Genomic DNA, 21074 nt, shown 5'->3' with positions numbered 1-21074 from the left:
GCCAGCAGGACCCGCAGCGGGGCGGTGTCGGCGGGAGGAGCAGCGGCGGTCACGAGGTCACCTCGGCGGAGTCGGGGGCGGTGTCGGGGGTCCCGGGTGCGGGGACGGGGGCGGTGTCGGCTGCGGTCGTCGCGACCACGGGGATGCGTGCCCGGACGAGGAAGCCGCCGCGGGCGCGCGGTCCCGCCTCGAGTGTGCCGCCCGATGCCGCGGCGCGCTCGCGCATGCCGAGGAGCCCGAGGCCCGGGCGCACCTCGACCGGGGTGCGCCCGGTGCTGGTCACCTCGATCTCGACATCCGCCGGCAGATAGCGCACGCGCACCTCGGCGGTGGCGCCCGGCCCGCTGTGGCGTCGCGCGTTCGTCAATGCCTCCTGCGTGATCCGGTAGAGGTTGACCTGGGCCGTCTCCGGGACGGGGCGCGGGTCGCCGATCCGCTCGATCGTGGTGGGGAGCCCGTGGGCCGCGGCGTGGGCGACGAGGTCGTCGAGGGCGTCCAGGCGGAGGATCGACCCGTCGAGGGTGTCGCCGGCGTCCTCCGTGTCGGCATCCGTGGTCCGAAGGGTCTCGAGGAGGTGGCGGAGTTCGGTGAGCGCCTCCCGTGCCTCGGCCTCGACCTGACGCAGGGCGCCGCGCGCGGCATCCGGATCCCGGTCGAGCACGGCGCGGGCCGCACCCGCCTGCACACCCATCGCCGAGACGTGGTGGGCGACGACGTCGTGGAGCTCGCGCGCGATGCGCACGCGGTCGAGGGCGACCGCCTGCGCGGCGGTGCGCTCGCGCTCGCGCTCGAGCTCGAGCGTTCGGAAGGTGAGGACCCGCCGCTCGATCGCCGCGGCATATGCCCGATCGCCCATGTAGTACGCGCCGCCGAAGAACGCGATGTTGACGAGGAACTGGATGAGCATGAACGACAGCCAGGGCGAGAGGATCCCCTCGCGCGAGAGCCCGTCGTCGCTCGGATCGATGGCGGACTGGAACGTCGTGACCATCAGCCACACGAACATCCCGACGATGATCCCCGAGCGGACGAAGAGGGCTCGGCGGCGGTTGTCCACCCACGCGCCCACGGTGTACATCGAGATGAAGATGGCGATGTTGCCGACGTAGACCTCGGGGATGCGAGCGCTGATCCCGACGAAGAACACCACGGCGATGACGATCGCGACGATCTCGGGGTACATGCGCCGGAGGGCGAGGGGAACGGTGAGGCCGGCGGCGTAGAGCAGGACCCAGTGCATCGCGGGCGGGTCGACGCCGTAGATGCCGGATGCTGCGCTGAGTGCCGTGCTGACGATCGCCGAGATCAGGAGCACGGCGGCGAGCAGGGCGTCCGCGCGCACGTCCCGGATGGTTGCCGGCTCACGCCCGATCGGCGGCTCGAGAAGGGGTCCAGGCATCCCTCCACGGTACGGGGGAGGAAGGATGCGGACATCCCCCGTGAGACGGATGCGGGACGGTGCGCGGGTGACGCACGCTGGGGGTGCATCGTTCACCGGAAGGAGCCGAGATGGCATCGTTCGAGAAGCTGCTGTGGGGAGACAACACGGACCCCCGGCGCGAGCTGGCCGAGATCTTCCCCGGCGACACCGGCTCGGCCGTGGTTCGCGCGCGGGAGTGGGCGCTCGGCGTCCTCGCGGATGCGGGAGTCGATGCGTCCGATGAGCTGCGGGCCATCCGCACGCTGCGAGAGGCCGAACCGCGGCTGTCGCTGAAGCCCGCCCGTTATCTGGCGGCTCAGCTGCGGAGCTGAGAAGCCCGCGACGGAGGGCGGTGTCCTGCTACGGTGCGGCTGTGAGCGAAACGGATGCCGCCACCTTCGAGCGTCGCCGCCGCGACGTCCCGATCGGCGTGGTCATGGTCGGCATGTCGCTCGTCGTGTGGTGGCCCGCGTTCACCCTCGGAGTGTGGGACGACATCTTCTACACGCAGATCCTGGCGCTGTGGGCGGCGTCGACGGCGGCGTTCGTCTTCGTCCTCGTGGAGCGGCGGCCGGTCGGCATCCGGCTGCTGCGCGCGTTCCTCCTGCTGCTGCCGACGGCGCTCATCATCCTCATGTTCCTCATCAGCGATGAGGAGGAGAACGTCTTCATCGTGCTGCTCGACGTCGCGGCGCTCCTCGCGGTGCTGATCGGTCTGCCGTTCACCCTGTGGGTGCTGGTCCGCATCGTCTGGCCGGACTTCGCCCACGAGATGAGTGCGGGGACGAAGTGGCTGATCACCGCGGTGGTGCTCGGCGTCGCGATCGTCGCCTTCGTCCTCGGCACCCTGCACCCGTACTTCCTCACCTGCGAGGACTTCACGATCGCAGGGAACATGCCGCCGGAAGGGTGCACGCCCGCGCCCGAGGAGTAGCGCGGAAGGGCACCGGCTCCTCAGATCACCAGATCATCGGGCGGTCGTCGTCATCCGGACCGTCGAGATCGAGGTCCACGACGACCGGGACGTGGTCGCTCGGTCCGTCGCCCTTGCGCTCGTTCCGGTGGATGGACGCACCGGTGACGGCGTCCGCGAAGGCGTCCGATCCGAGGATGAAGTCGATGCGCAGCCCCTGGTTGCGGGGGAATCGGAGCTGCTTGTAATCCCAGTAGGTGAATCCCTCGGGGACGAGCGGGCGGACGACGTCCTGGAGCCCCGCGGCCTCGAGCGCGGCGAAGGCCTCCCGCTCGACCGGCGAGACGTGCGTGGAGAAGCCGGGGACGATCGTCGGGTCGCCGTTGTCGGCATCCGTCGGAGCGATGTTGAAGTCGCCGACGAGCGCGAGAGGCGTCGAGGGGGACGCGGCGAGGGTGTCGCGCGTGAACTGCTCGAGCGCGCTCAGCCAGTGCAGCTTGTAGGTGAAATGCGGGTCTTCGAGGGCGCGGCCGTTCGGGACGTACAGGCTCCACACGTCGACCCCGCCGACCCGCGCACCGATCGCGCGGGCCTCCTGCGGGGCATCCGGTCCTTCGTGGCCCTTCGCGAAGCCGGGCATGCCCGGGAAGGACGTCCGGACGTCTTCGAGCGGTTCGCGGCTCGCGATCGCGACGCCGTTCCACTGGGAGAAGCCGTGGGCCTCGACGTGGTACCCCGCCTCTTCGAACCTCTCGAACGGGAACTGCTCGACCTTGCACTTGATCTCCTGCATCGCCAGGACGTCGATGCTCTCGCGGACGGCGAAGTCGACGATGCGGTCGACGCGGGCGCGGATGGAGTTGACGTTCCAGGTGGCCAGACGCATGGATTCAAGAATAGGCGGGCGCGGGGACGGCCCCGGCGGGATGAGCGCGTCGACGGCGGGCCGCCCTCATAGACTGCAGGGGTGACCGTCGCCTCCACGCCCGAGCTCGAAGCCGACCGCCAGAACCTCATCGCCCTGATCACAGACGAAGCGGTCTTCCACGGGGACTTCACCCTCTCCAGCGGCAAGAAGGCCACGTACTACGTGGACATGCGCAGACTCACCCTGGACCACCGCGCCGCCCCCGCGATCGGCCGTATCATGCTCGACCTGATCGGCGAGCTCGACGGGATCGTCGCGGTCGGCGGACTCACGCTCGGTGCAGACCCGATCGCCAACGCGGTGCTGCACGAATCGGTGCGCGCCGGTTCCCCTCTCGACGCGTTCGTCGTGCGCAAGGAGCCCAAGGACCACGGCCGCGGTCGTCAGATCGAGGGAGCGGATGTCGCGGGCAAGCGCGTCGTCGTCGTCGAGGACACCTCCACCACCGGACAGTCGGCACTGAAGGCCGTCGAGGTCCTGCGCCGCGAGGGTGCGGAGCCCGTCGCCGTCGCCGTCATCGTCGACAGGAAGACCGGCGCGCAGGCCGCGGTCGAGGCCGCGGGGCTGCGGTGGCTCGCCGCGATCGACCTCGACGACCTGGGACTCGCACCGCAGTAGCGGTTCGGGCGGGTCGGGCGGGTCGGGCGGGTCACTTCTCGCGGTTGCGGATGTAGCTCCACACGAACACCATGAGGGTGCCGAGGATGGCCACCCCCGTGATGCCGAACAGCAGGTTCTGTTCCAGCTCGCTGATCATTGCGGTCTCTTTCCGTCGGCGGCATCCGCAACGATACGGGCGATCCGGGCCGCGCGCGTTTCCGGACGCCGGGCGGCGTCGACCGCGCCGATGCCGAACTTCCGGCTCGAGGGCGGGAACGCGTCCCATGCCGCGCGTGCGGCGGCGTTCGCGTCGAGGGCGACGGCGAGGTCGTCGGGCTCGCGCAGCGCCTCGGCGTTGTCGAGGATCGTCCACGACCCGTTCGCCTTCGCGACCTCGATCGCGCGGATGCCGGCGGGAGCGAGGAGCCCGGCGGCCTCGAGCTCGATCAGGCGGGCCTTGTTGGTCGCCGCCCAGCCGCTGGACGGTCGACGCGGCGCGAACCACAGGCCGCCGATGCGCTCGTCGAACGTGCGGACGGGGCCGTCGATCCAGCCGAAGCACAGGGCCTGACGGATCGCGTCCTCGTAGGCCACGACGACGATGTCGCTGCCCGGGCGGGCGCGAACGAGCCACGCGCCGCGCGAGGTGGCGTGGTGGGTCTCGAGCCACGCGCGCCAGGACGCGGCATCCGTCGCGTGGATCCGTTCTCCGTCGTCGAGCGCGCCCATGCCGCGACTCTACCGAGGGCCTCCGACGCGCGGCCGTGCTCGGGCCCGGGTGCGCGCAACTCCTCAGATCCGGCGTGCTCGGGGGCGTGGATTGGGGTTGCGGGCGGTTTCGGCCCCGGATCGGAGGAGTTCGGCCCGCCTGACGCGCGGGCCGTGGCAGCGCGGGTCGGATGCCTCGACGTCCAGGGTCGTGCCCTGCCGCCGTACCGAACTCCTCAGATCCGGCGTGCTCGGGGGCGTGAGGTGGTGTTTCGGGCGGTTTCGGCCCTGGATCGGAGGAGTTCGGTAGGACGGGGCCGGGAAACCGGTCGGTTCCCACCCCGGGTCAGATGCCCTCCGGCATCTCCGACTCGAGTGGCTCGGGCGGGAGGAGGTCGGCGACCGAGTCGAGGATCTCGTCCGGCCGGAAGGGGTAGCGCTCGATCTCGGCCGGGTCGCTGATGCCGGTGAGCACCAGCACCGTGTGCAGGCCCGCTTCGATTCCGGCGACGATGTCGGTGTCCATCCGGTCGCCGATCATGCCCGTGGTCTCAGAGTGCGCGCCGATCCGGTTCAGAGCCGAGCGGAACATCATGGGGTTCGGCTTGCCGACGACGTACGGCTCCATGCCCGTCGCCTTCGTGATGAGCGCCGTGATCGCCCCGGTCGCGGGGAGGACACCCTCGGTCGAGGGTCCGGTGGCGTCGGGGTTCGTCGCGATGAACCGCGCCCCGCCCCGGATGAACCGGATCGCCTTCGTGATCGCCTCGAAGGAGTAGTTGCGCGTCTCCCCGACCACGACGTAATCGGGATCGGTCTCGGTCATGATGAATCCCGCCTCGTGCAGCGCGGTCGTCAGCCCCGCCTCGCCGATGACGAAGGCGGTGCCGCCGGGCATCTGGCTCTGCAGGAAGTCCGCGGTCGCGAGGGCCGAGGTCCAGATCGACGCCTCCGGCACCACGAGTCCCGACGCACGCAGCCGGGCCGACAGGTCGCGCGGGGTGAAGATCGAGTTGTTCGTCAGCACCAGGAACGGCACCCCCTGATCCCGCCAGTTCTGCAGGAGTTCGGATGCCCCGGGGACGGGCGTGTTCTCATGGACGAGCACGCCGTCCATGTCGGTGAGCCAGCATTCGATATCGCTGCGGGTCCGCATGGTGCTCAGCCTACGGGCCTCGAGGCGTAGGGTCGGAGCGTGGCGCGAGACGAATGGGACCCCCGGAAGCTCCCGGACCTGTCTGCCCGCACGTATCTGATCACCGGCGCGAACGCCGGTCTCGGCTTCTTCGCCGGCGAGCAGCTCTTCCGCGCCGGCGCGCGCGTGATCTTCACCGGCCGGAATCCGAATCGCCTCGCCGCGGCGCGGGCGGCCGTCCGCCGACGGACTCCGGATGCCGATCCCGAGCGCGCCGACACCCTCCTCCTCGACACGAGCAACCTCGGCTCGATCCGTTCGGCCGCCGCCAGCGTGCGCGGTCGCGGCCCGCTGTCGGGGCTGCTGCTGAACGCCGGCATCGTCCACCCGCCGAAGACGCGCGAGACGACGATGGACGGGCACGAGGTCGTCCTCGCCACCAACGTCCTCGGGCACTTCGCCCTCGCCGGTGAGCTCCTCGTCCGCCTCGCCGAAGCGCGCGGGCGCATGGTCTGGGTGGGCAGCATGTCGACGTCCCTCACCCCGTACGACCCGGTGGATCCGCAGCTCACGACCGACTACTCGCCCTGGCGCGCGTACGTCCAGTCGAAGGTCGCGTGCACCGCGCTCGGGTTCGAGGCGGACCGGCGCCTCCGTGCCGCGGACGTCCCCGTCTCGAGCGTCGTCGCCCACCCCGGATACTCCACGAGCGGACGCACGCCGGGCATCGTCGGCGTCAACGCCCCCAGCCGCTTCACCCGTTTCGCCGACAACCTCCAGGCCCCCATCACCCAGTCCAAGGAGCACGGGGCGTGGTCGCTCGTGCGGGCGCTCGTCGATCCCGGCATCGAGGGCGGGGAGTTCTGGGGTCCGCGCACGGTCGCCCGCGGCGAGCCGCGCCGACAGAAGGCATCGCGCATCACCCGGGATCCCGAGGTCGCCGAGCGCCTGTGGGACCTCGGCGAGTCGGCGACCGGCGTGCGATGGCCGATGGCCGCGGCGGCGGCCGTTCCCGCGGCCGACGGCGCCGGCGGCCCGGAGCGTGCCGCGTGACCCGCCGGATCGCACGTGGCGCGCTGGTGGCGCTCCTCGCCCTCGCCGGGGCGATGCACTTCACCTGGGGGCGTCGCGGGTTCCGCCTCGCCGTTCCGGATGCCGTGCCCCGCGCCACCGGTTTGTCCAAGGATCAGATCGTCCTGTGGTCCGGGGCGGTGGAGCTCGGCCTCGCGGCCGCGCTCGCCGGTGCCGGCGCCGGTGCCCGCACCGGGGGTTCGGCATCCGCTCTCCGTCGCGTCGGGACGATGGTCGCGGTGTTCTTCGTCGCGGTGTTCCCCGGGAACATCCACCACTGGCGGAGCGGCCGTTCGGTGCCGGGCCTCGACACCGACGCGAAGCGGTTCGGGAGGCTGTTCCTGCAGCCGGTGCTGGTGGCGTGGGCGCTGTGGTCCACGCGCGGGTCCGCCCGCTGCTGACGGCGCGGAACTACGCGCTCAGCCAGATCCCGGATGCCGCGCCCTCGGGGAGCGCGACCTCGGACTCGCCGATGCGGACCCGGGCGGCGTCCCGCACCGTCGCGCGGGTGCCGACGTGCATGCCGACGGCCTCGACCGCGCGCAGGAGCTCCGGGTCGCGGTCGCTGACCCGCAGGATCTCGCCCTCGTGGCCGGGCGCGGCGTCGGCCAGGAGCACGAACGGTGCGCGATCGACCTCGCCGTCGGCGTCGGGGATCGCGTCGCCGTGCGGGTCGAACCGCGGATGTCCGAGGAGGGCGTCGATGCCGTCGAGCAGCCGATCGCTCACGGCGTGCTCGAGCACTTCGGCTTCGTCGTGCACCTCGTCCCACGCGTAACCGAACTCCCGCACGAGCCACGTCTCGATGAGTCGGTGGCGGCGGATGATGGATGCCGCCCGCCGGCGCCCGGCATCCGTCAGCGTGATCGGTCCGTACGGCCGGTGCGAGACGAGGTGCTGGGCGGCGAGCTTGCGGACCATCTCGGTGACGCTCGACGGCGCGAGGCCGAGCACGGCGGCGAGCTGGGACGGCGTGATGGGGTCGGTCTGCCACTCGGTGTGGTGGTAGATCGTCTTCAGGTAGTCGTCGACGGCAGGGGAGGCCACGGTACTCAGGGTAGTCGGGGTGCCCGAGCGGGCTCGGTGCGGGTTCTCCTCCCGCGCGCGCGCCGTCGCCGCACGATCCGCGTCAGGAGACCGTGGCGGGGCGAGAAGAGGTACGCGAGGGCGAAGAGACCGCCGAGGACCAGCACGATCGTGCCGCCGGGGGACGCGTCGAGGAAGTACGAGAGGTAGATGCCGACGATCGCGCTCACCGCGGCGACGGTCGGGGCGATCCAGAGCATGCGCCCGAACCGGTCGGTGAGGAGGTACGCCGTGGCGCCCGGCGTGATCACGAGCGCGACGACGAGGATCACCCCGACCGCCTGCAGGGCGACGACCACCGTGACCGCCAGCGCGGTCAGCAGCACCGCGCCGAGGACGCGCGGGCTGAGCCCGATCGTGCGGGCGTGGGCGGGATCGAAGGCGTAGAGGACGAGGTCGCGGCGCTTCAGCAGCAGAACCGCCATCGTCAGTGCTCCCAGGACCGCGACCTGGACGAGCTCGGCGGTACCGACTCCGAGGAGGCTCCCGAAGAGGATGTGGCTGAGGTCGGTCTGGCTGGGGAAGACGGAGATCAGCACGATCCCGAGCGCGAACAGCGAGGTGAACACGACGCCGATCGCGGCATCCTCCTTCACGCGTCCGGTCGCGCGCACACCGCCGATGAGGACCACGGCGAGGAGTGCGAATACGAGTGCCCCGAGCGCGAAAGGCGTGCCCACGAGGTAGGCGATCACGACACCCGGGAGGACGGCGTGGGCGACCGCGTCTCCCATCAGCGACCAGCCGATGAGCACGAGCCAGCAGCTCAGGATGCCGCAGACCACCGCCGCGATCAGGGTGACGGCGAAGGCCCGCTGCATGAAGACGAACTGCAGCGGCTCGAGGAGGTCGATCGGGGTCATCGCGGGAGACCTCCGGTGTCGATCGTGCCGGTGTCGTTCGCGTCGGTGTCGTTCGTGCCGGTCTCGTTCGCGTCGCCTCGGTCGAGGACGTCGACGCCGAAGGCGCGGACGAGGTTGTCCGGGCGGAGGACCTCCGCGGGAGACCCGTGGACGATGACGCGGCGGGCGAGGAGCACCGCTTCGTCGCAGAGGTCGGCGAGGCCGACGAGGTCATGGGTCGACACGACGACCGACCGGCCTTCGGCGGCGAGTTCGCGGAAGAGGGCCGTGAGCGACTGCTGGGTGCGGGTGTCGACACCCGCGAACGGCTCGTCGAGGAGCAGGATGCGGGCATCCTGGGCGAGCGCGCGGGCGACGAAGGCGCGTTTGCGCTGCCCGCCGGAGAGGCGCCCGATCTGCCGGTCGGCGAGGTCGCCGAGCCCGACGCGGTCGAGGGCGTGCGCGACCGCGTCGCGGTCGGCGCGGCGGGGGCGGCGCGTGGGGCCGAGGAACCCGTAGCGCCCCATCATCACGACGTCCCCGACGCTGACCGGGAAGGCCCAGTCGACGTCCTCGGCCTGTGGAACGTACCCGACGGTTCCGCGGCGGCGGGCGCGGGCGGGCGGGTCCCCGTCGATGCGGATGCCGCCGGAATCGGGGCGGACGACCCCCATCACCGCTTTCAGCAACGTGGACTTGCCCGAGCCGTTGATGCCGACCAGGCCGCACACGGTGCCCCAGGGGACGGTCACGTCGACGTCGAGGAGCGCCGGCGTCTCGCCGTAGGCGACGGAGAGGCCCAGGACCTCGATCGCGGACGTCTGATTCATCGGGTTTCTCCCGTGAGGCCGGCGACGATGACGTCGATGTCGTGCTCGATGAGGTCGAGGTAGGTCGGCACCGGACCGTCGGGTTCGGACAGCGAGTCGACGTACAGGGTGCCGCCGTACGCGGCATCCGTCTCCTCGGTCACGCGCAGCATGGCCTCGTTCGACACCGTCGACTCGCAGAAGACGGCGGGCACACCGCGCTCGCGGACGTACTCGATGACGTCGCCGGTGCTGCGCGGCGTGGCCTGCTGCTCGGCGTTGACCGGCCACAGATAGGCCTCGCCCAGCCCCGCATCGCGCGCGAGGTACGAGAACGCGCCCTCGCACGTGACGAGCGCCCGCTGAGAGGCCGGAACCGCGGCGACGGCGGCGGTGAGTTCGGCATCCAGTCGCTCGAGCTCGGCCGTGTACGCGTCGGCGTTCGCGGCGTACGCGTCGGCGTGGGCGGGATCGAGGTCGGCGAAGGCGGCGGCGATGTTCTCCACGTAGATCGCGGCGGAGCGCGGCGACATCCACGCGTGGGGGTTCACACGACCGGCGGCTTCGCCGCCCGCGATCGCCACGGTTTCGACGCCCTCGCTCGCCACGACGGTGGGGACGTCGAGGTCCCGCGTGAAGGCGGCGAACCAGGCCTCGAGTCCGAGTCCGTTGTCGACGATGAGGTCGGCGTTCTGCGCGCGCCGGACGTCGCCCGGCGTCGGCTCGTACCCGTGGATCTCGGAACCGATCTTCGTCAGCGACTGCACGACGAGATGCTCGCCCGCGACGTTCTGGGCGATGTCCTGCAGGACGGTGAACGTCGTCAGGACGACGGGCCGATCGTCGACCGCGGAGGTGGGGGGTGGGGACGCCGGCGTGGGGGAGGTACAGCCGGCGAGCAGGGTGCCGAGCGCGAGCGCGGCGGCGGTCGTCGCCCCTCTGGCTCGTCCGGAATTTTTCGGCACACCGAAATCATACGAATTTTTCGGTAGGCCGAAAAGTGACGATGGTGGTGTCAGCGGCATCCCGGTCTCGCGCGTACCGAACTCCTCATATCCGGAGCCCCGAATGTCCGCGGCGGTGGTTTACGCAGGTGCGGTGGCCGAATCTGAGGAGTTCGGTACGGGGTAATCGCCCGTTGAGGGCCGCGCCGGCGATGTCGGAGGTTCGGGGTAGACAGGACGGATGCCGAAGACCACCGCGCCGCTGATGCGCGTCACCCGCATCTATGCGGAGGACGCCGCTCTCGAGCTGCCGCGCGGGCAGGAGATCGTCGGGAGATGGCCGGACGCGGAGGTCGTTCCGATCGCGTCGCACTGGCAGATCCCCGAAGTCCACGGCGACGAGACCAACGTCTCCCGGTGGGTGCGGATCAAGACCGAAGCCCTCGTCCTGGGCGTGAAGAAGACCGTCGTCACCCGGCCGAACGGTCGATCGGCCGACTTCATCGCGCCCTCGACGGCGAACGGCTGCACCATGGCGTGCGCGTACTGCTATGTGCCGCGGCGGAAGGGCTACAGCAACCCGGTCACCGTCTTCGCCAACATCGACCAGATCACGCGCCACGTCGCGCGGCACGTGGCGAAGCAGGGCCCGAAGACCTCGCCGAACCAGTGCGACCCGGAAGCCTGGGTCTATGACATCGGCGAGAACAGCGATTGCTCCGTCGACGCGATGCTCAGCGAGAACGTCCGTGACCTGTGCGATCTGTTCCGGATGACGCCGACCGCGAAGGCTTCGTTCGCGACCAAGTTCGTGAACCGCGACCTCCTCGACTGGGACCCCGCGGGGCGGGTCCGCGTGCGATTCTCGCTGATGCCGCACGCGGTAGCGAAGGTCACCGACATCCGCACCTCGCCGATGAGCGAGCGGATCGCCGCCATCAACGACTTCGTCGACGCGGGCTACGAGGTGCACGTCAACTTCTCGCCCGTCATCCTCACCCCCGGCTGGGTCGAGGAGTGGACCGCGCTCTTCGAGGAGCTCGACGCCTCCCTGCACGCCCGCGCCAAGGCGCAGCTCGCGTGCGAGGTGATCTTCCTCACCCACAACGAACAGCTGCACGACGTGAACCTCGGCTGGCACCCGAAGGCCGAAGAACTCCTCTGGACGCCCGAGAACCAGGAGCCGAAGCTTTCCCAGAACGGCGCCGTCAACGTGCGGTACCGCTACGGACTCAAGAGCGTCGCCGTCGCGCAGCTCGAGGCCCTCATTGCGGCGAAGCTGCCGTACTGCCGCGTCCGCTACGCCTTCTGACTTCCGCCGTCGGCGGGCGTTGCTCACGTCCGCCGCGTACTCAACTCCTCAGATCTGCGGAGGAAGTGGCCCCTAGGACCGGGGTTTCGGGGTTCTGCGTGCCGGATCGGAGGAGTTCGGCCCTGCGCACGCCGTATGCGTTCGGTCCCGGTCCCGGTCCCGGGTTCGGGGCGGATCCGCCTGCAGCGTCGGGTCGGGACGGGATATGGGCCGGTTTCACGGCGAGTCCTTGCCAGCAGGCGGCCTTCGACACGTACCGAACTCCTCGAATCTGGCGTGTGCAGGTCAGGAGGGGGCCGGTTCCGGGGGGATCGGGACCGAATCTGAGGAGTTCGGCACGGCGCTGGGCGCGCACGCAGGGCAGAGGGCTCGGGCTTGGACGGGCCGCAGGGGGGGCGGGGAGGGGGATCGGGTGGGCCGAAATCCTCAGATCCGTGGCGGAGGAGGTCGGAGCGGCCGGATTCTGCGCTAGTGCCGCCGGATCGGAGGAGTTCGGTACGCGAGGCTGCCCCGGGCTGCCCCGGGCCGCCCCGGGCCGCCCCGGGCCGGGCCGGGCCGGGCCCGTGACCCCCGGACGGATGCCGTGACTCAGGCGTAGTGCGCGGCGAGGCGGCGGAGACCCTCGTCGATCGACACGGTGGGTGCCCAGTCGAGGGCCGCACGGGTCTCGCGCTGGTCGAACCAGTGCGCGGTCGACAGCTGTTCGGCGAGGAACCGCGTCATCGGCGGCTCGTCCTCGCCCGGACGAAGAGCCCACACCCGCTCGATGAGCGACCCCGCACCGCGTCCGACCGCGGCGGGGATGCTCCACCGTGGCGGGCGCACGCCCGCGGCGCGGCACATGCCCGCGAGGAGGTCGCCGACGGGCCGCGGTTCGCCGTTGGTGAGGACGAAGGCGCGGCCGTGCGCGGCGTCCGCGCGATGCAGCGCTGCGACGATGCCGGAGGCGGCGTTGTCGACGTAGGTCGAATCGATCAGCGCCGTGCCGCCGTTCAGAAGCGGCAGGCGCCCGCGGCGGGCGCGATCGATGATGCGCTCGACGAGCTGGGTGTCGCCCGGTCCCCACACCAGGTGCGGGCGGATCGCGGTGACCGGCATCGCCGCGCTGTCGCGCTCCAGTGCGATGAGCTCGGCCTCGGCCTTCGTGCGCGCGTACGAACCGTGCGCGTCGGCGGGCGAGGCGGGCTCGGCGCCGACCCCGGCGAGAGCCGACCCGGCGTGCGCGACCGACGGCGACGAGACGTACACGAATCGAGAGACCCCCGCCGCCTGCGCGGCATCGAGCAGCCCGGCCGTCGCATCGACGTTCACCGCGCGGAAGTCGGCGTCATCTCCCGCGAGCGACACCTTCGCCGCCAGGTGCACGACGCCCTCGACGCCGTCGACCGCACGCTCGCGCACGCCCGGGTCGGTGACGGAGCCCAGGATGTCGGTGGCACCGGCGACCCCGGACGGGCGGCGCTGCAGCGTCCGCACCTCGTGCCCCTGCGCGACGAGCTCGGCGGCGACGGCGCGGCCGAGGAAGCCCGATGTTCCCGTGGCGAGGACGATCACGGCGCCACCGGACGCTCTCCGGCGAGCACGCGCTCGGCCCACTGCGACAGACGGGTGCGGTCGATCTTGGAGTTGTGACGGATGTCGGTCGGCAGCGCCGGAACGGCGAGCACCGCGGCGATCGGCGTCGCGGTCGCCGCGCGCACCGCCTCCGTCACCGCGGGATCGGCGAGCCCCGGGCGGGACACCGAAGGAATCGTCTCGACGACGGCGACGGCCTGACGCAGCCGGTGCGGGCCGACGCCCACGACGGCCGCGCGGCGCACGGCGTCGACGCGCTCGATCTGCTGCTCCGGTCCGACCGGGGCGAGGGGACCGTCGGCGGTGACGATGACGTGCGGCAGGCGCCCTTCGATCCACAGGCGCCCCGACGCGTCGAGGTGTCCGATGTCTCCGGTGCGGTGCCAGCGGGAGCCGTCGTCCGGAACCTCGCGGATCGCCGCGCGATCGGTCAGGTACAGGCGGTCGTAGTGGTCTTTCAGGTGCGGCGCACTGATGAGCACCTCGCCGAGAACCCCCGGCTCTTCTCCCGGGACGCCGGTCGCGCGACCGTCGGCGTCGAGGGCGCTGATCCGGACGCGGTTCGCCCCGATCGGCGCGCCGACGAGCACGCCGGAGTCGGCGGCATCCGCGGATCCGGGATCCGTGGATCCGGTCTCGGCTGCGTCGGCGGCCTCCGCGGCGGCGGCGATCTCGGCGAGTGTGACGTCGGTGACCAGCAGACACTCGGTCATGCCGTACGGGGTGTGCGCAGTCGCGTTCGGCATCAGCGCGCCGATGGCGGTCAGCAGCGGCGCTCCGACCGGGGCGCCGGTGGAGAGGAAGGCCTCGACCCGCGCGAGCGCGTCGCGGTCGGCCGCGGTGAGGACGTCGGCGGTCGCGACGACGTTGAGCACCGCAGCGGGGGAGAGGAAGACCATCCGCGCGTCGGACGCCCGCACGGCGGCCGCAACGGATGCCGCGGTGAGGGTGCGGGGAGCCGAGACGTCCATGTCGGGCGTCGCCGACCGCGTGCCGAGGGCGGGTCCGAGGAGCGCGAACGGCGCGAACCCGGTGACGAGGCCGGTGTCGGCGGTGACCCCGAAGTGCGCGGCGAGCACGTCGCGGAGCGCCGCGAGCTGGCCGTGCGTGTACGCGACGCCCTTGGCCGGTCCGGTCGATCCGGAGGTGAAGAGGATCGCGGCGGGGTCGTCGGCGCCCGGCTCGTCCGGCAGATCGGACTGCGCGCCCAGAGCGGCGACATCGGCGAGGCAGGTCGCGACGCCGAGGGCCGCGGCGGTGGGGCGCGGGAGGCGTGGGGCGGAGATCCGCAGGCCGGGCCAGCCGAGCACGCGCGCGGCGGTGAGCCCGGGGAGCTCGCCGATGATCACGTCCGGCCAGGCGCCGCGGACGGCGCGCGTGAGTCCCTTGACGCCGAGGCCGGCGTCGGCGACGACCACGACCGCGCCGATCCGGAGACACGCGTAGACGATCGCCGACAGGGTCGGGCCCGGGGGGACGAGGAGCGACACCCGGTCGCCGCGCTGCACGCCCATCGCCGAGAGGCCCGCGGCGATCTGCCGGACGCGCTCGTTCAGCTGCCGCCAGCTGACCTGGAGGGGCGAGGCGTCGGTGTCCGTGCCCGCACCCGTCCGCGTCATGTCGATCACGGCGGTGGCGTCGTCGTCGGCGCGCGCCTCGAGGGCGCGGAAGATCGGCGCGAACGCTTCGGGCTCGGCCGCGGAGGCCCCGGATGCGGGTGCTGCCGGGGCTCCGGCCGCCGAGGATGCGGCATCCGTTCCCGAACGCGCGCCGGGACGCGCCTCGGGACGCCCGCCGCGCCGTTCGCCCAGCCGTTCCCCGAGCCACGCGAACAGCGCGTCGGCGAAGGGGCGTTCCTCGGCGATCATGTGGCCGGCGCCCTCGAAGCGGTGGACGTCGGCGTGCGGCAGACGCGTGACGAGGTCGTCGAGGTAGCGGTCACCGAAGATCGGGTCGCGCGGGCCCCACAGCATGAGTGCCGGAACGGTGAGGGCCGCGACCCCCGCGGCGATGCGCTCGAGTTCGGCGAAGCTCTCGTGCCGGTCGTCGACGGGGATGTCGGCGACGAAGCCGCCGATGCCGTCACGACGATCGGCCGAGGCGTAGGGCGCGCGGTACGCGTCGCGGACCGCCGGATCGAGCGCGGGCGAGGCGAGGGAGAGCGTCGTGTCGAGGAAGGCGGTCGTGCGCACGGTCGAGGCCGCGAGGACGCCGCGCGCGCCGGCGAGGCGGAGGGGTGCCGGGATCGGCACGCCGCGGGGGTGGTGGATCGCGGTGTTGAGCATCATGACGCCCGCGAGCTGCTCGGGGTGGTCCACTGCCCAGCCGAGCGAGACGACCCCGCCCCAGTCGTGGCCGAGGGTCACGACGTCGCCCTCGAGCGCGAGCGCGTCGGTCAGGGCGCCGAGATCCTGCACGCGCTGCGCGAGCGGACGACGGATGCCGGTCCGTTCGGAGTAGCCCATCTCGAGCTGGTCCACCGCGACGACGCGCCACGCGGGGGCACCCGCACGGGCCGCCTCGACGGAACCCGACACCACGCTCCGCCACAGGTACGACCAGGTCGGGTTTCCGTGGACCGCGAGGATCGTCCCGATCGGCGTGAGGCCGAGATCGTCGAGCGCGGGCTGCGAGTCCAGGAGGTGCCAGGAGCAGGCGGTGCCGGCATCCGTTCCGCGTCCGGGAACGGAGACGACGCGGGAGAGGCGGGGATCGAGTCCGGGAAGCCCCGGCGGCGGGACCTGCGCGCGACCGTTCCGGACCGGCGGGCCGGCCGCCGCGGGAGAGGTCACCAGGCCAGTTCCATCATCGCCGTGTTGAGGCCCGAGCCGACGCCCATGAGCAGCACCCGATCGCCCCGCTTGAGGGTCTTTTGCTCCTCGACGAGGGTGATCGGAATCGACGCGGGGCCGACGTTGCCGAGCGTGGGGAAGGTGGTGGGCACGCGCGAGCGGTCGAGCTTGGCCGCCTTCACGATCGCGTTCGTGTGGACGGAGGAGACCTGGTGGGTGATGTAGCGGTCCATCGTGGACCAGTTCCACTCGGGCGCCGCCTCCTTCCAGGCCGATACGACGAGGTCGAGTCCGCCCTTCAGCAGCGCCTTCGCGTCGGTGAACATGCCGTCGACGCTGCCGACGCAGAGCTCGTGGAACTGCGTCGCCGCGCGGGTCACGCCGCCGAGGATCCGGTGGCCCTCGGGATGCTCGTCGGCCCGGCCGAGGACGGCGGCGGCCGAACCGGAACCGAGGGTCAGCGAGGCGAACTCGCTCATGAACCCGTCGCGGTCGGCATCCGAGTGCACGAGGCGGTTGATGGTGTTGACCTGGATCTCGTCGGCATCCTCGCCGTTGACGACGATCGCGTAGCGGATCTGGCCCGATTCGATCATGCTGGCGGCCAGGCTCATGCCGTTGACGAAGCCGAGACAGGCGTTGGCGACGTCGAAGTTGATGGCGGATGTCGGCAACCCGAGGCCGTGGTGCAGGCGCACGGCGACCGAGGGCTCGAGGTGCTTGCGGGTCACCGAGGTGTTGATGAGGAGGCCGACCTCGCTCGGGTCGACGCCCGCCTCGGCCAGGGCGCGGGTGCCGGCGTCGATCGTCGCCTCATCGGTCGCCTCGCCGTCGGCCCAATTTCGGCGCTCGACGACGCCGGCGACGCGCTGGAGGAGTCCCGGCCGGAGCTTCAGGCGCGCGAGGGCGCCCTCGAGGCGCTGCTCGATGTCGGCGGACGTGGTCACCCGAGAGGGGAGCACGCTCGCGACCGACAACAGAGAGACGTTGTCGAAGCGCGTCGTCGCATTACCGGCCACGAAACCTCCGTCACGGACGTACGCGCCCGCGTCGCCCAAAGCCTTGATTTTACGCGTCCCGCATAGCCTCATGGGCATATGCGGGTGTGGGGTATGCTCCGCGGCCGCGCCGGGGGTCGCGGGGCGGCTCTGCGGATACGCTGATCCGATGACCGACGCCCAGCCCGCGGAGGGCGCCGAGCCCGCACCGGAGCCCGCGCACGAGGTGGGTGTCGGGCCCTGGCCGGGCGGGCCGGACGCGTGGCCGGGGGACGAGTCGTACGACCGCGAGCTGCTCGCGGCCGGCGACCGGCGCAACGTCGAGGACCGCTACCGCTACTGGACGATGGAGGCCATCGTCGCCGATCTCGACGAGCGGCGGCATCCGTTCCACGTGGCGATCGAGAACTGGCAGCACGACATGAACATCGGCTCGATCGTGCGGAGCGCCAACGCGTTCCTCGCCGCCGAGGTGCACATCATCGGGCGCCGTCGCTGGAACCGGCGCGGCGCGATGGTCACCGACCGCTATCAGCACGTCCGGCACCACGAGGACGTCGCCGCGTTCACCGCGTGGGCGACGGATGCCGGCATCCCCGTGATCGCAGTCGACAACGTCGAGGGGTCTGTGCCCGTCGACCGGGCGGAGCTTCCGGAGCGGTGCGTGCTGCTCTTCGGTCAGGAGGGGCCGGGCCTGTCGGCGGAGGCGGTGGCCGCCGCGTCCGGTGTCGTGGAGATCACGCAGTACGGCTCGACCCGCTCGATCAACGCCAGCGCCGCCGCCGCGGTGGTCATGTACGAGTGGTGCCGCCGCTGGGCGTGACCCCGCGCTGCGCCCGTGAGCGCCGTCGCGTCGCCCTCGCGCGCCGTCGCGCGCGGTTCGGTGGCGCCCTTGCGTGGGTGTCGACCCCGCGCACCCGCAGGTAGGCGCCACCGAGCGCGAAGGGGCCTGCCCCCACCCGGGGGAGAACCGAGCGCGCGGGGTCAGTAGTGCGCGCCGAACCCGACGGAGCCCTCGGCGTCACCGAGGTCGGCGGCTTCTGATCCGCCGAAGAGGACGCGTGAGATCCCGCTCGTGGAGGCGAGGAGGTCATCGAGCGCCTGCACGAGGTCGTCGTCGGTGACGCTCCGCTCGTCGAGAGTCGCGCGCAGCACCGCGCGGCGCATCAACTCCTTCGCGAAGGACGCTGTCGACCCCTCCGCGCGGTCGGCGCACGCGTCGACGATCTGGGGCGAGAGGGGCAGGGCCTCGGCGTACAGGCGGAAAAGACGACGGCGCGCCGCGGCATCCGGCAGTGGGATCTCCACGGCCAGGTCGACCCGACCGGGGCGGGCCGCCAGAGCGGGCTCGAGGGCGTCCGCTCGGTTCGTGGTGAGGATGAAGGCGACATCCGCATCGCCGTCGAGTCCGTCCAACGCGTCGAGGACCTCGAACAGCAGAGGCTGGATGCCGTAGGCATCGCGCGAGGCGGCGACGAGATCGACATCCTCGAGTACCACGATCGCGGGCGTCATCGTTCGCGCCAGGCGGGTGGCCTCACCTACGAGGCCGAGGGCGCCACCCTGGAGGAGCACGACCGTCGCATCCGGAGTCTCGCTGAGGAGGTGCCGCACCGTGAGTGTCTTGCCCGTGCCCGGCGGGCCATAGAGCAGGACGCCGCGCTTGAGGTGCTGACCGTGGGCTGCGAGCTGCGCGCCTTGCCGCGAGATGCCGACGACGTGGCCGTGGATGCGCTCGCGTACCCCGTCCGGCAGGATCAGGGCGTCGGCGGGGACGTGCGGGCGCGGCACGAACGTCAGGCGCCCGAGGCTGTTGCCGTACTCGTCGCGGGTGAACGTCACGACGTTCCCGCGCACGACGCTGCGCTCCGTCATCAACCGGCGGACCTCTGCGACGAAGGATGCCGCGGTGGCGGTGTCGACGGCGACGATCTCCAGCGACCCGGCCTCGCGTCCGAACTGCGGGGCGGGGCCGCGCTGGAGGACCGCGAGCGGAGCGCCATCGATGCGCAGCAGGCGCAGGGCGAACGACACGGTCTGGCGGGTGGTGTCGGGTCCGGTCGCCGCCGAGGTGTACTCGACGGGGCCCCCGAGGGAGTAGTTCGTGTGGGCGCTGCGGAGCATGCCGGCGAGGTCGTCGTGCAGCCGGTTCATCCCGGCCACGCCGAGGGTCTCGGCATCTGGATCCGCGCGAGCGATCTCGTCGATCGCGAGGCCGGCGTCGACGAGGCGGTGGGGGCGGATGGTCTCCGAGGTGATGGGCAGACCGCTCGGATCGACGCCGAGGTGCGCCGCGACGCGGGCGCCGAGGCCGGTCAGCTCGGGTTCGCGATCGTCCGGGAGTGCCATGAGGCGGTGCATGAGGCGACCGAGCTGGCGCATCAGGGCCGCGTCGTCGTGCGATGCGCTGTCGTCAGGGGCGTTCACCCGCCCCACCGTAGTCCGGCGCCGTGCGAGACCGCGCCGTTCGGTGGCGTCTTCGCGTGGGTGTGGGCCCCGCGCACCCGCAGATAGGCGCCACCGAACGGGGTGGGCCGGGTAACCGAAGCCGCGCCCGCGCTCAGACGCCGGCGACGGCCCACGCCTGGCCGCGCACGCGGACGCCGAGCGTCGCGAGGCGGGCGAGCATGTAGACGCCGAAGAACGCGGCGCCGAGCCACGCGAGGCCGACGGCGCCCGCGGGCGCGAAGGCGGCGACGAGCGCGAGCGCAGGGAGGAACGGCGCGAGGGTCAGCACCCCCGCGGCGGCGAGGTAGCGCACGTCGCCGGCGCCGATCAGCACGCCGTCGAGCACGAAGACGATCCCGCAGATCGGCTGGGCGATCGCGAGGATCAGCAGCGCGGGCTGGATCAGCGCCGCGAGCTCGGCATCCCCGGTGAAGAGCAGCCCCATCACCCCCGACAGCGCCGCGATCAGACCCCCGACGATCACCCCGAACCACGCGCCCCACGCCAGCGTGCGCCCCAGCACCCGGTGCGCGAACGGCACGTCGCCGGCACCGAGCGCCTTGCCGATCAGCGCTTGAGCGGCGATCGCGAGCGCGTCGAGGGCGAAAGCAGCGGCGGAGAAGATCGTGAACGCCACCTGCCAGCCCGCGAGCTCCTCCGTCCCGAGACCGGTCGCGACCGCCACCGTCGCGAGCAGCGCGACCCGCAGCGACACCGTCCGCACGAACAGCCACCCGCCCGAGCGGGCCGACCCCGACACGCCCTCCCGACGCGGGCGGACGGATGCCTCGTGCCGACGTGCCAGCCGCCCGATCACCACGACGTAGGCCCCGACCATCGCCCACTGCGCGACGACCGTGCCGACGGCGGAACCGGCGATGCCCCACCCGAAGCCGTAGATGAAGAGGGCGTTGAGCAGGGCGTTCCCGGCGAATCCGAGCCCGGCGATCCAGAGCGGGGTCACCGTGTCCTGCATGCCGCGGAGGAGTCCGGTCGCGGCGAACACGACGAGCATCGCGGGAAGACCCCACATCGAGATGCCGAGGTAGATCCGGGCCTGCTCGGCCACGGCATCCGTCGCTCCGAACGCCCCGACGAGTGCGGGGGTGAGCAGCGATCCGCCGAGCGCGAGCACCCCGCCGAGCCCGAGCGCGAGCCACATGCCGTCGATCCCGACCGAGACCGCGCGGCCCGGGTCGCCCGCGCCGAACCGCCGCGCGACGGCCGGCGTCGTCGAGTACGCGAGGAAGACCATCAGTCCGACGATCGTCTGCAGCACCGCCGACGCGATGCCGAGTCCCGCGAGCGGTTCGACGCCGAGGTGACCGACCATCGCGGCGTCGACGATGAGGAAGAGCGGTTCGGCGATGAGCGAGCCGAGCGCGGGCACGGCGAGCGCGAGGATCGAGCGATTGAGGGTCGTCGGACTCGAGGGCGAGGCGGCGGAAGATCCCACCCGCCGAGCCTACGCCGTGGTGCGGACACGACCTCCC

General features: G+C 72.0%; 20 protein-coding genes. 7 read left to right on the top strand and 13 right to left on the bottom strand.

The window, feature by feature from the left end; all coding sequences use genetic code 11:
* Positions 1-49: 49 nt before the first annotated feature.
* Entirely contained in the window at positions 50-1399 is a 1350-nt protein-coding gene (locus tag ABXJ56_RS05815) for a sensor histidine kinase (RefSeq protein WP_353998767.1), read from the bottom strand.
* A gap of 110 nt (positions 1400-1509) precedes the next feature.
* Here ABXJ56_RS05815 and ABXJ56_RS05810 point away from each other — a divergent pair, with 110 nt between their 5' ends.
* Positions 1510-1752, top strand: coding sequence for a hypothetical protein (locus ABXJ56_RS05810; protein WP_353998766.1), 243 nt, complete (start codon positions 1510-1512; stop codon positions 1750-1752).
* Between the two features lie 41 nt (positions 1753-1793).
* Positions 1794-2354: a hypothetical protein gene (locus tag ABXJ56_RS05805; protein ID WP_353998765.1), complete on the top strand. Its 561-nt coding sequence runs from the start codon at positions 1794-1796 to the stop codon at positions 2352-2354.
* 25 nt (positions 2355-2379) lie between these two features.
* Here ABXJ56_RS05805 and ABXJ56_RS05800 read toward each other — a convergent pair whose 3' ends face one another.
* Entirely contained in the window at positions 2380-3219 is an 840-nt protein-coding gene (locus ABXJ56_RS05800; protein WP_353998764.1) for an exodeoxyribonuclease III, read from the bottom strand.
* Between the two features lie 81 nt (positions 3220-3300).
* Between ABXJ56_RS05800 and pyrE the strand changes: the two genes are divergently transcribed.
* On the top strand, positions 3301-3879 hold the full coding sequence (pyrE, locus tag ABXJ56_RS05795; RefSeq protein ID WP_353998763.1) for an orotate phosphoribosyltransferase: 579 nt from the start codon (positions 3301-3303) through the stop codon (positions 3877-3879).
* Positions 3880-4014: 135 nt separating this feature from the next.
* Here pyrE and ABXJ56_RS05790 read toward each other — a convergent pair whose 3' ends face one another.
* Positions 4015-4590: a YdeI/OmpD-associated family protein gene (locus tag ABXJ56_RS05790; protein ID WP_353998762.1), complete on the bottom strand. Its 576-nt coding sequence runs from the start codon at positions 4588-4590 to the stop codon at positions 4015-4017.
* A 325-nt stretch (positions 4591-4915) separates the two neighbouring features.
* Positions 4916-5725: an HAD-IIA family hydrolase gene (locus tag ABXJ56_RS05785; RefSeq protein WP_353998761.1), complete on the bottom strand. Its 810-nt coding sequence runs from the start codon at positions 5723-5725 to the stop codon at positions 4916-4918.
* 39 nt (positions 5726-5764) lie between these two features.
* On the opposite strand from ABXJ56_RS05785, the gene ABXJ56_RS05780 reads away from it, so the two are divergent.
* Positions 5765-6757 carry an SDR family NAD(P)-dependent oxidoreductase gene (locus ABXJ56_RS05780; RefSeq protein ID WP_353998760.1) on the top strand — a complete coding sequence of 331 codons (993 nt, stop codon included), beginning with the start codon at positions 5765-5767 and terminating at the stop codon, positions 6755-6757.
* Positions 6754-7176 carry a DoxX family protein gene (locus ABXJ56_RS05775; RefSeq protein ID WP_435404958.1) on the top strand — a complete coding sequence of 141 codons (423 nt, stop codon included), beginning with the start codon at positions 6754-6756 and terminating at the stop codon, positions 7174-7176. The genes ABXJ56_RS05780 and ABXJ56_RS05775 overlap by 4 nt, the downstream gene beginning before the upstream one ends.
* A 10-nt stretch (positions 7177-7186) precedes the next feature.
* On the opposite strand, the gene ABXJ56_RS05770 is transcribed toward ABXJ56_RS05775, so the two are convergent.
* From ABXJ56_RS05770 to ABXJ56_RS05755, 4 genes are read right to left on the bottom strand one after another with little or no spacing between them, the layout of a single operon-like run.
* Entirely contained in the window at positions 7187-7822 is a 636-nt protein-coding gene (locus tag ABXJ56_RS05770; protein ID WP_353998759.1) for a metal-dependent transcriptional regulator, read from the bottom strand.
* A 5-nt stretch (positions 7823-7827) separates the two neighbouring features.
* A complete protein-coding gene (locus ABXJ56_RS05765) occupies positions 7828-8724 on the bottom strand; it encodes a metal ABC transporter permease (protein WP_353998758.1) in 897 nt (298 codons plus the stop codon).
* A complete protein-coding gene (locus ABXJ56_RS05760) occupies positions 8721-9533 on the bottom strand; it encodes a metal ABC transporter ATP-binding protein (RefSeq protein ID WP_353998757.1) in 813 nt (270 codons plus the stop codon). The genes ABXJ56_RS05765 and ABXJ56_RS05760 overlap by 4 nt, the downstream gene beginning before the upstream one ends.
* On the bottom strand, positions 9530-10477 hold the full coding sequence (locus ABXJ56_RS05755; protein ID WP_435404957.1) for a metal ABC transporter substrate-binding protein: 948 nt from the start codon (positions 10475-10477) through the stop codon (positions 9530-9532). The genes ABXJ56_RS05760 and ABXJ56_RS05755 overlap by 4 nt, the downstream gene beginning before the upstream one ends.
* 220 nt (positions 10478-10697) lie before the next feature.
* On the opposite strand from ABXJ56_RS05755, the gene ABXJ56_RS05750 reads away from it, so the two are divergent.
* Positions 10698-11768: a spore photoproduct lyase family protein gene (locus tag ABXJ56_RS05750; RefSeq protein WP_353998756.1), complete on the top strand. Its 1071-nt coding sequence runs from the start codon at positions 10698-10700 to the stop codon at positions 11766-11768.
* A 588-nt stretch (positions 11769-12356) separates the two neighbouring features.
* Here ABXJ56_RS05750 and ABXJ56_RS05745 read toward each other — a convergent pair.
* The 3 genes from ABXJ56_RS05745 to ABXJ56_RS05735 are packed head-to-tail and all read right to left on the bottom strand — an operon-like array spanning position 12357 to position 17154.
* Positions 12357-13322: an NAD-dependent epimerase/dehydratase family protein gene (locus ABXJ56_RS05745; protein ID WP_353998755.1), complete on the bottom strand. Its 966-nt coding sequence runs from the start codon at positions 13320-13322 to the stop codon at positions 12357-12359.
* A complete protein-coding gene (locus tag ABXJ56_RS05740; RefSeq protein WP_435404986.1) occupies positions 13319-16138 on the bottom strand; it encodes an alpha/beta fold hydrolase in 2820 nt (939 codons plus the stop codon). The genes ABXJ56_RS05745 and ABXJ56_RS05740 overlap by 4 nt, the downstream gene beginning before the upstream one ends.
* Positions 16132-17154: a 3-oxoacyl-ACP synthase III gene (locus ABXJ56_RS05735; protein WP_353998753.1), complete on the bottom strand. Its 1023-nt coding sequence runs from the start codon at positions 17152-17154 to the stop codon at positions 16132-16134. The genes ABXJ56_RS05740 and ABXJ56_RS05735 overlap by 7 nt, the downstream gene beginning before the upstream one ends.
* Positions 17155-17302: 148 nt before the next feature.
* Between ABXJ56_RS05735 and ABXJ56_RS05730 the strand changes: the two genes are divergently transcribed.
* Positions 17303-17956: a TrmH family RNA methyltransferase gene (locus ABXJ56_RS05730; RefSeq protein WP_353998752.1), complete on the top strand. Its 654-nt coding sequence runs from the start codon at positions 17303-17305 to the stop codon at positions 17954-17956.
* Between the two features lie 161 nt (positions 17957-18117).
* Here the strand turns inward: ABXJ56_RS05730 and ABXJ56_RS05725 are convergent, their stop codons facing one another.
* The gene (locus ABXJ56_RS05725; RefSeq protein WP_353998751.1) at positions 18118-19560 is read right to left on the bottom strand and encodes an AAA family ATPase; all 1443 of its coding nucleotides are present in this window, start codon (positions 19558-19560) and stop codon (positions 18118-18120) included.
* 133 nt (positions 19561-19693) lie between these two features.
* Positions 19694-21037, bottom strand: coding sequence for an MATE family efflux transporter (locus ABXJ56_RS05720; protein WP_353998750.1), 1344 nt, complete (start codon positions 21035-21037; stop codon positions 19694-19696).
* Positions 21038-21074: the final 37 nt, after the last annotated feature.

This window comes from Microbacterium aurantiacum (genome assembly GCF_040532595.1).
In the GTDB taxonomy this organism is placed as follows: domain Bacteria; phylum Actinomycetota; class Actinomycetes; order Actinomycetales; family Microbacteriaceae; genus Microbacterium; species Microbacterium chocolatum_B.
This window is presented reverse-complemented; position numbering and strand designations above follow the sequence as displayed.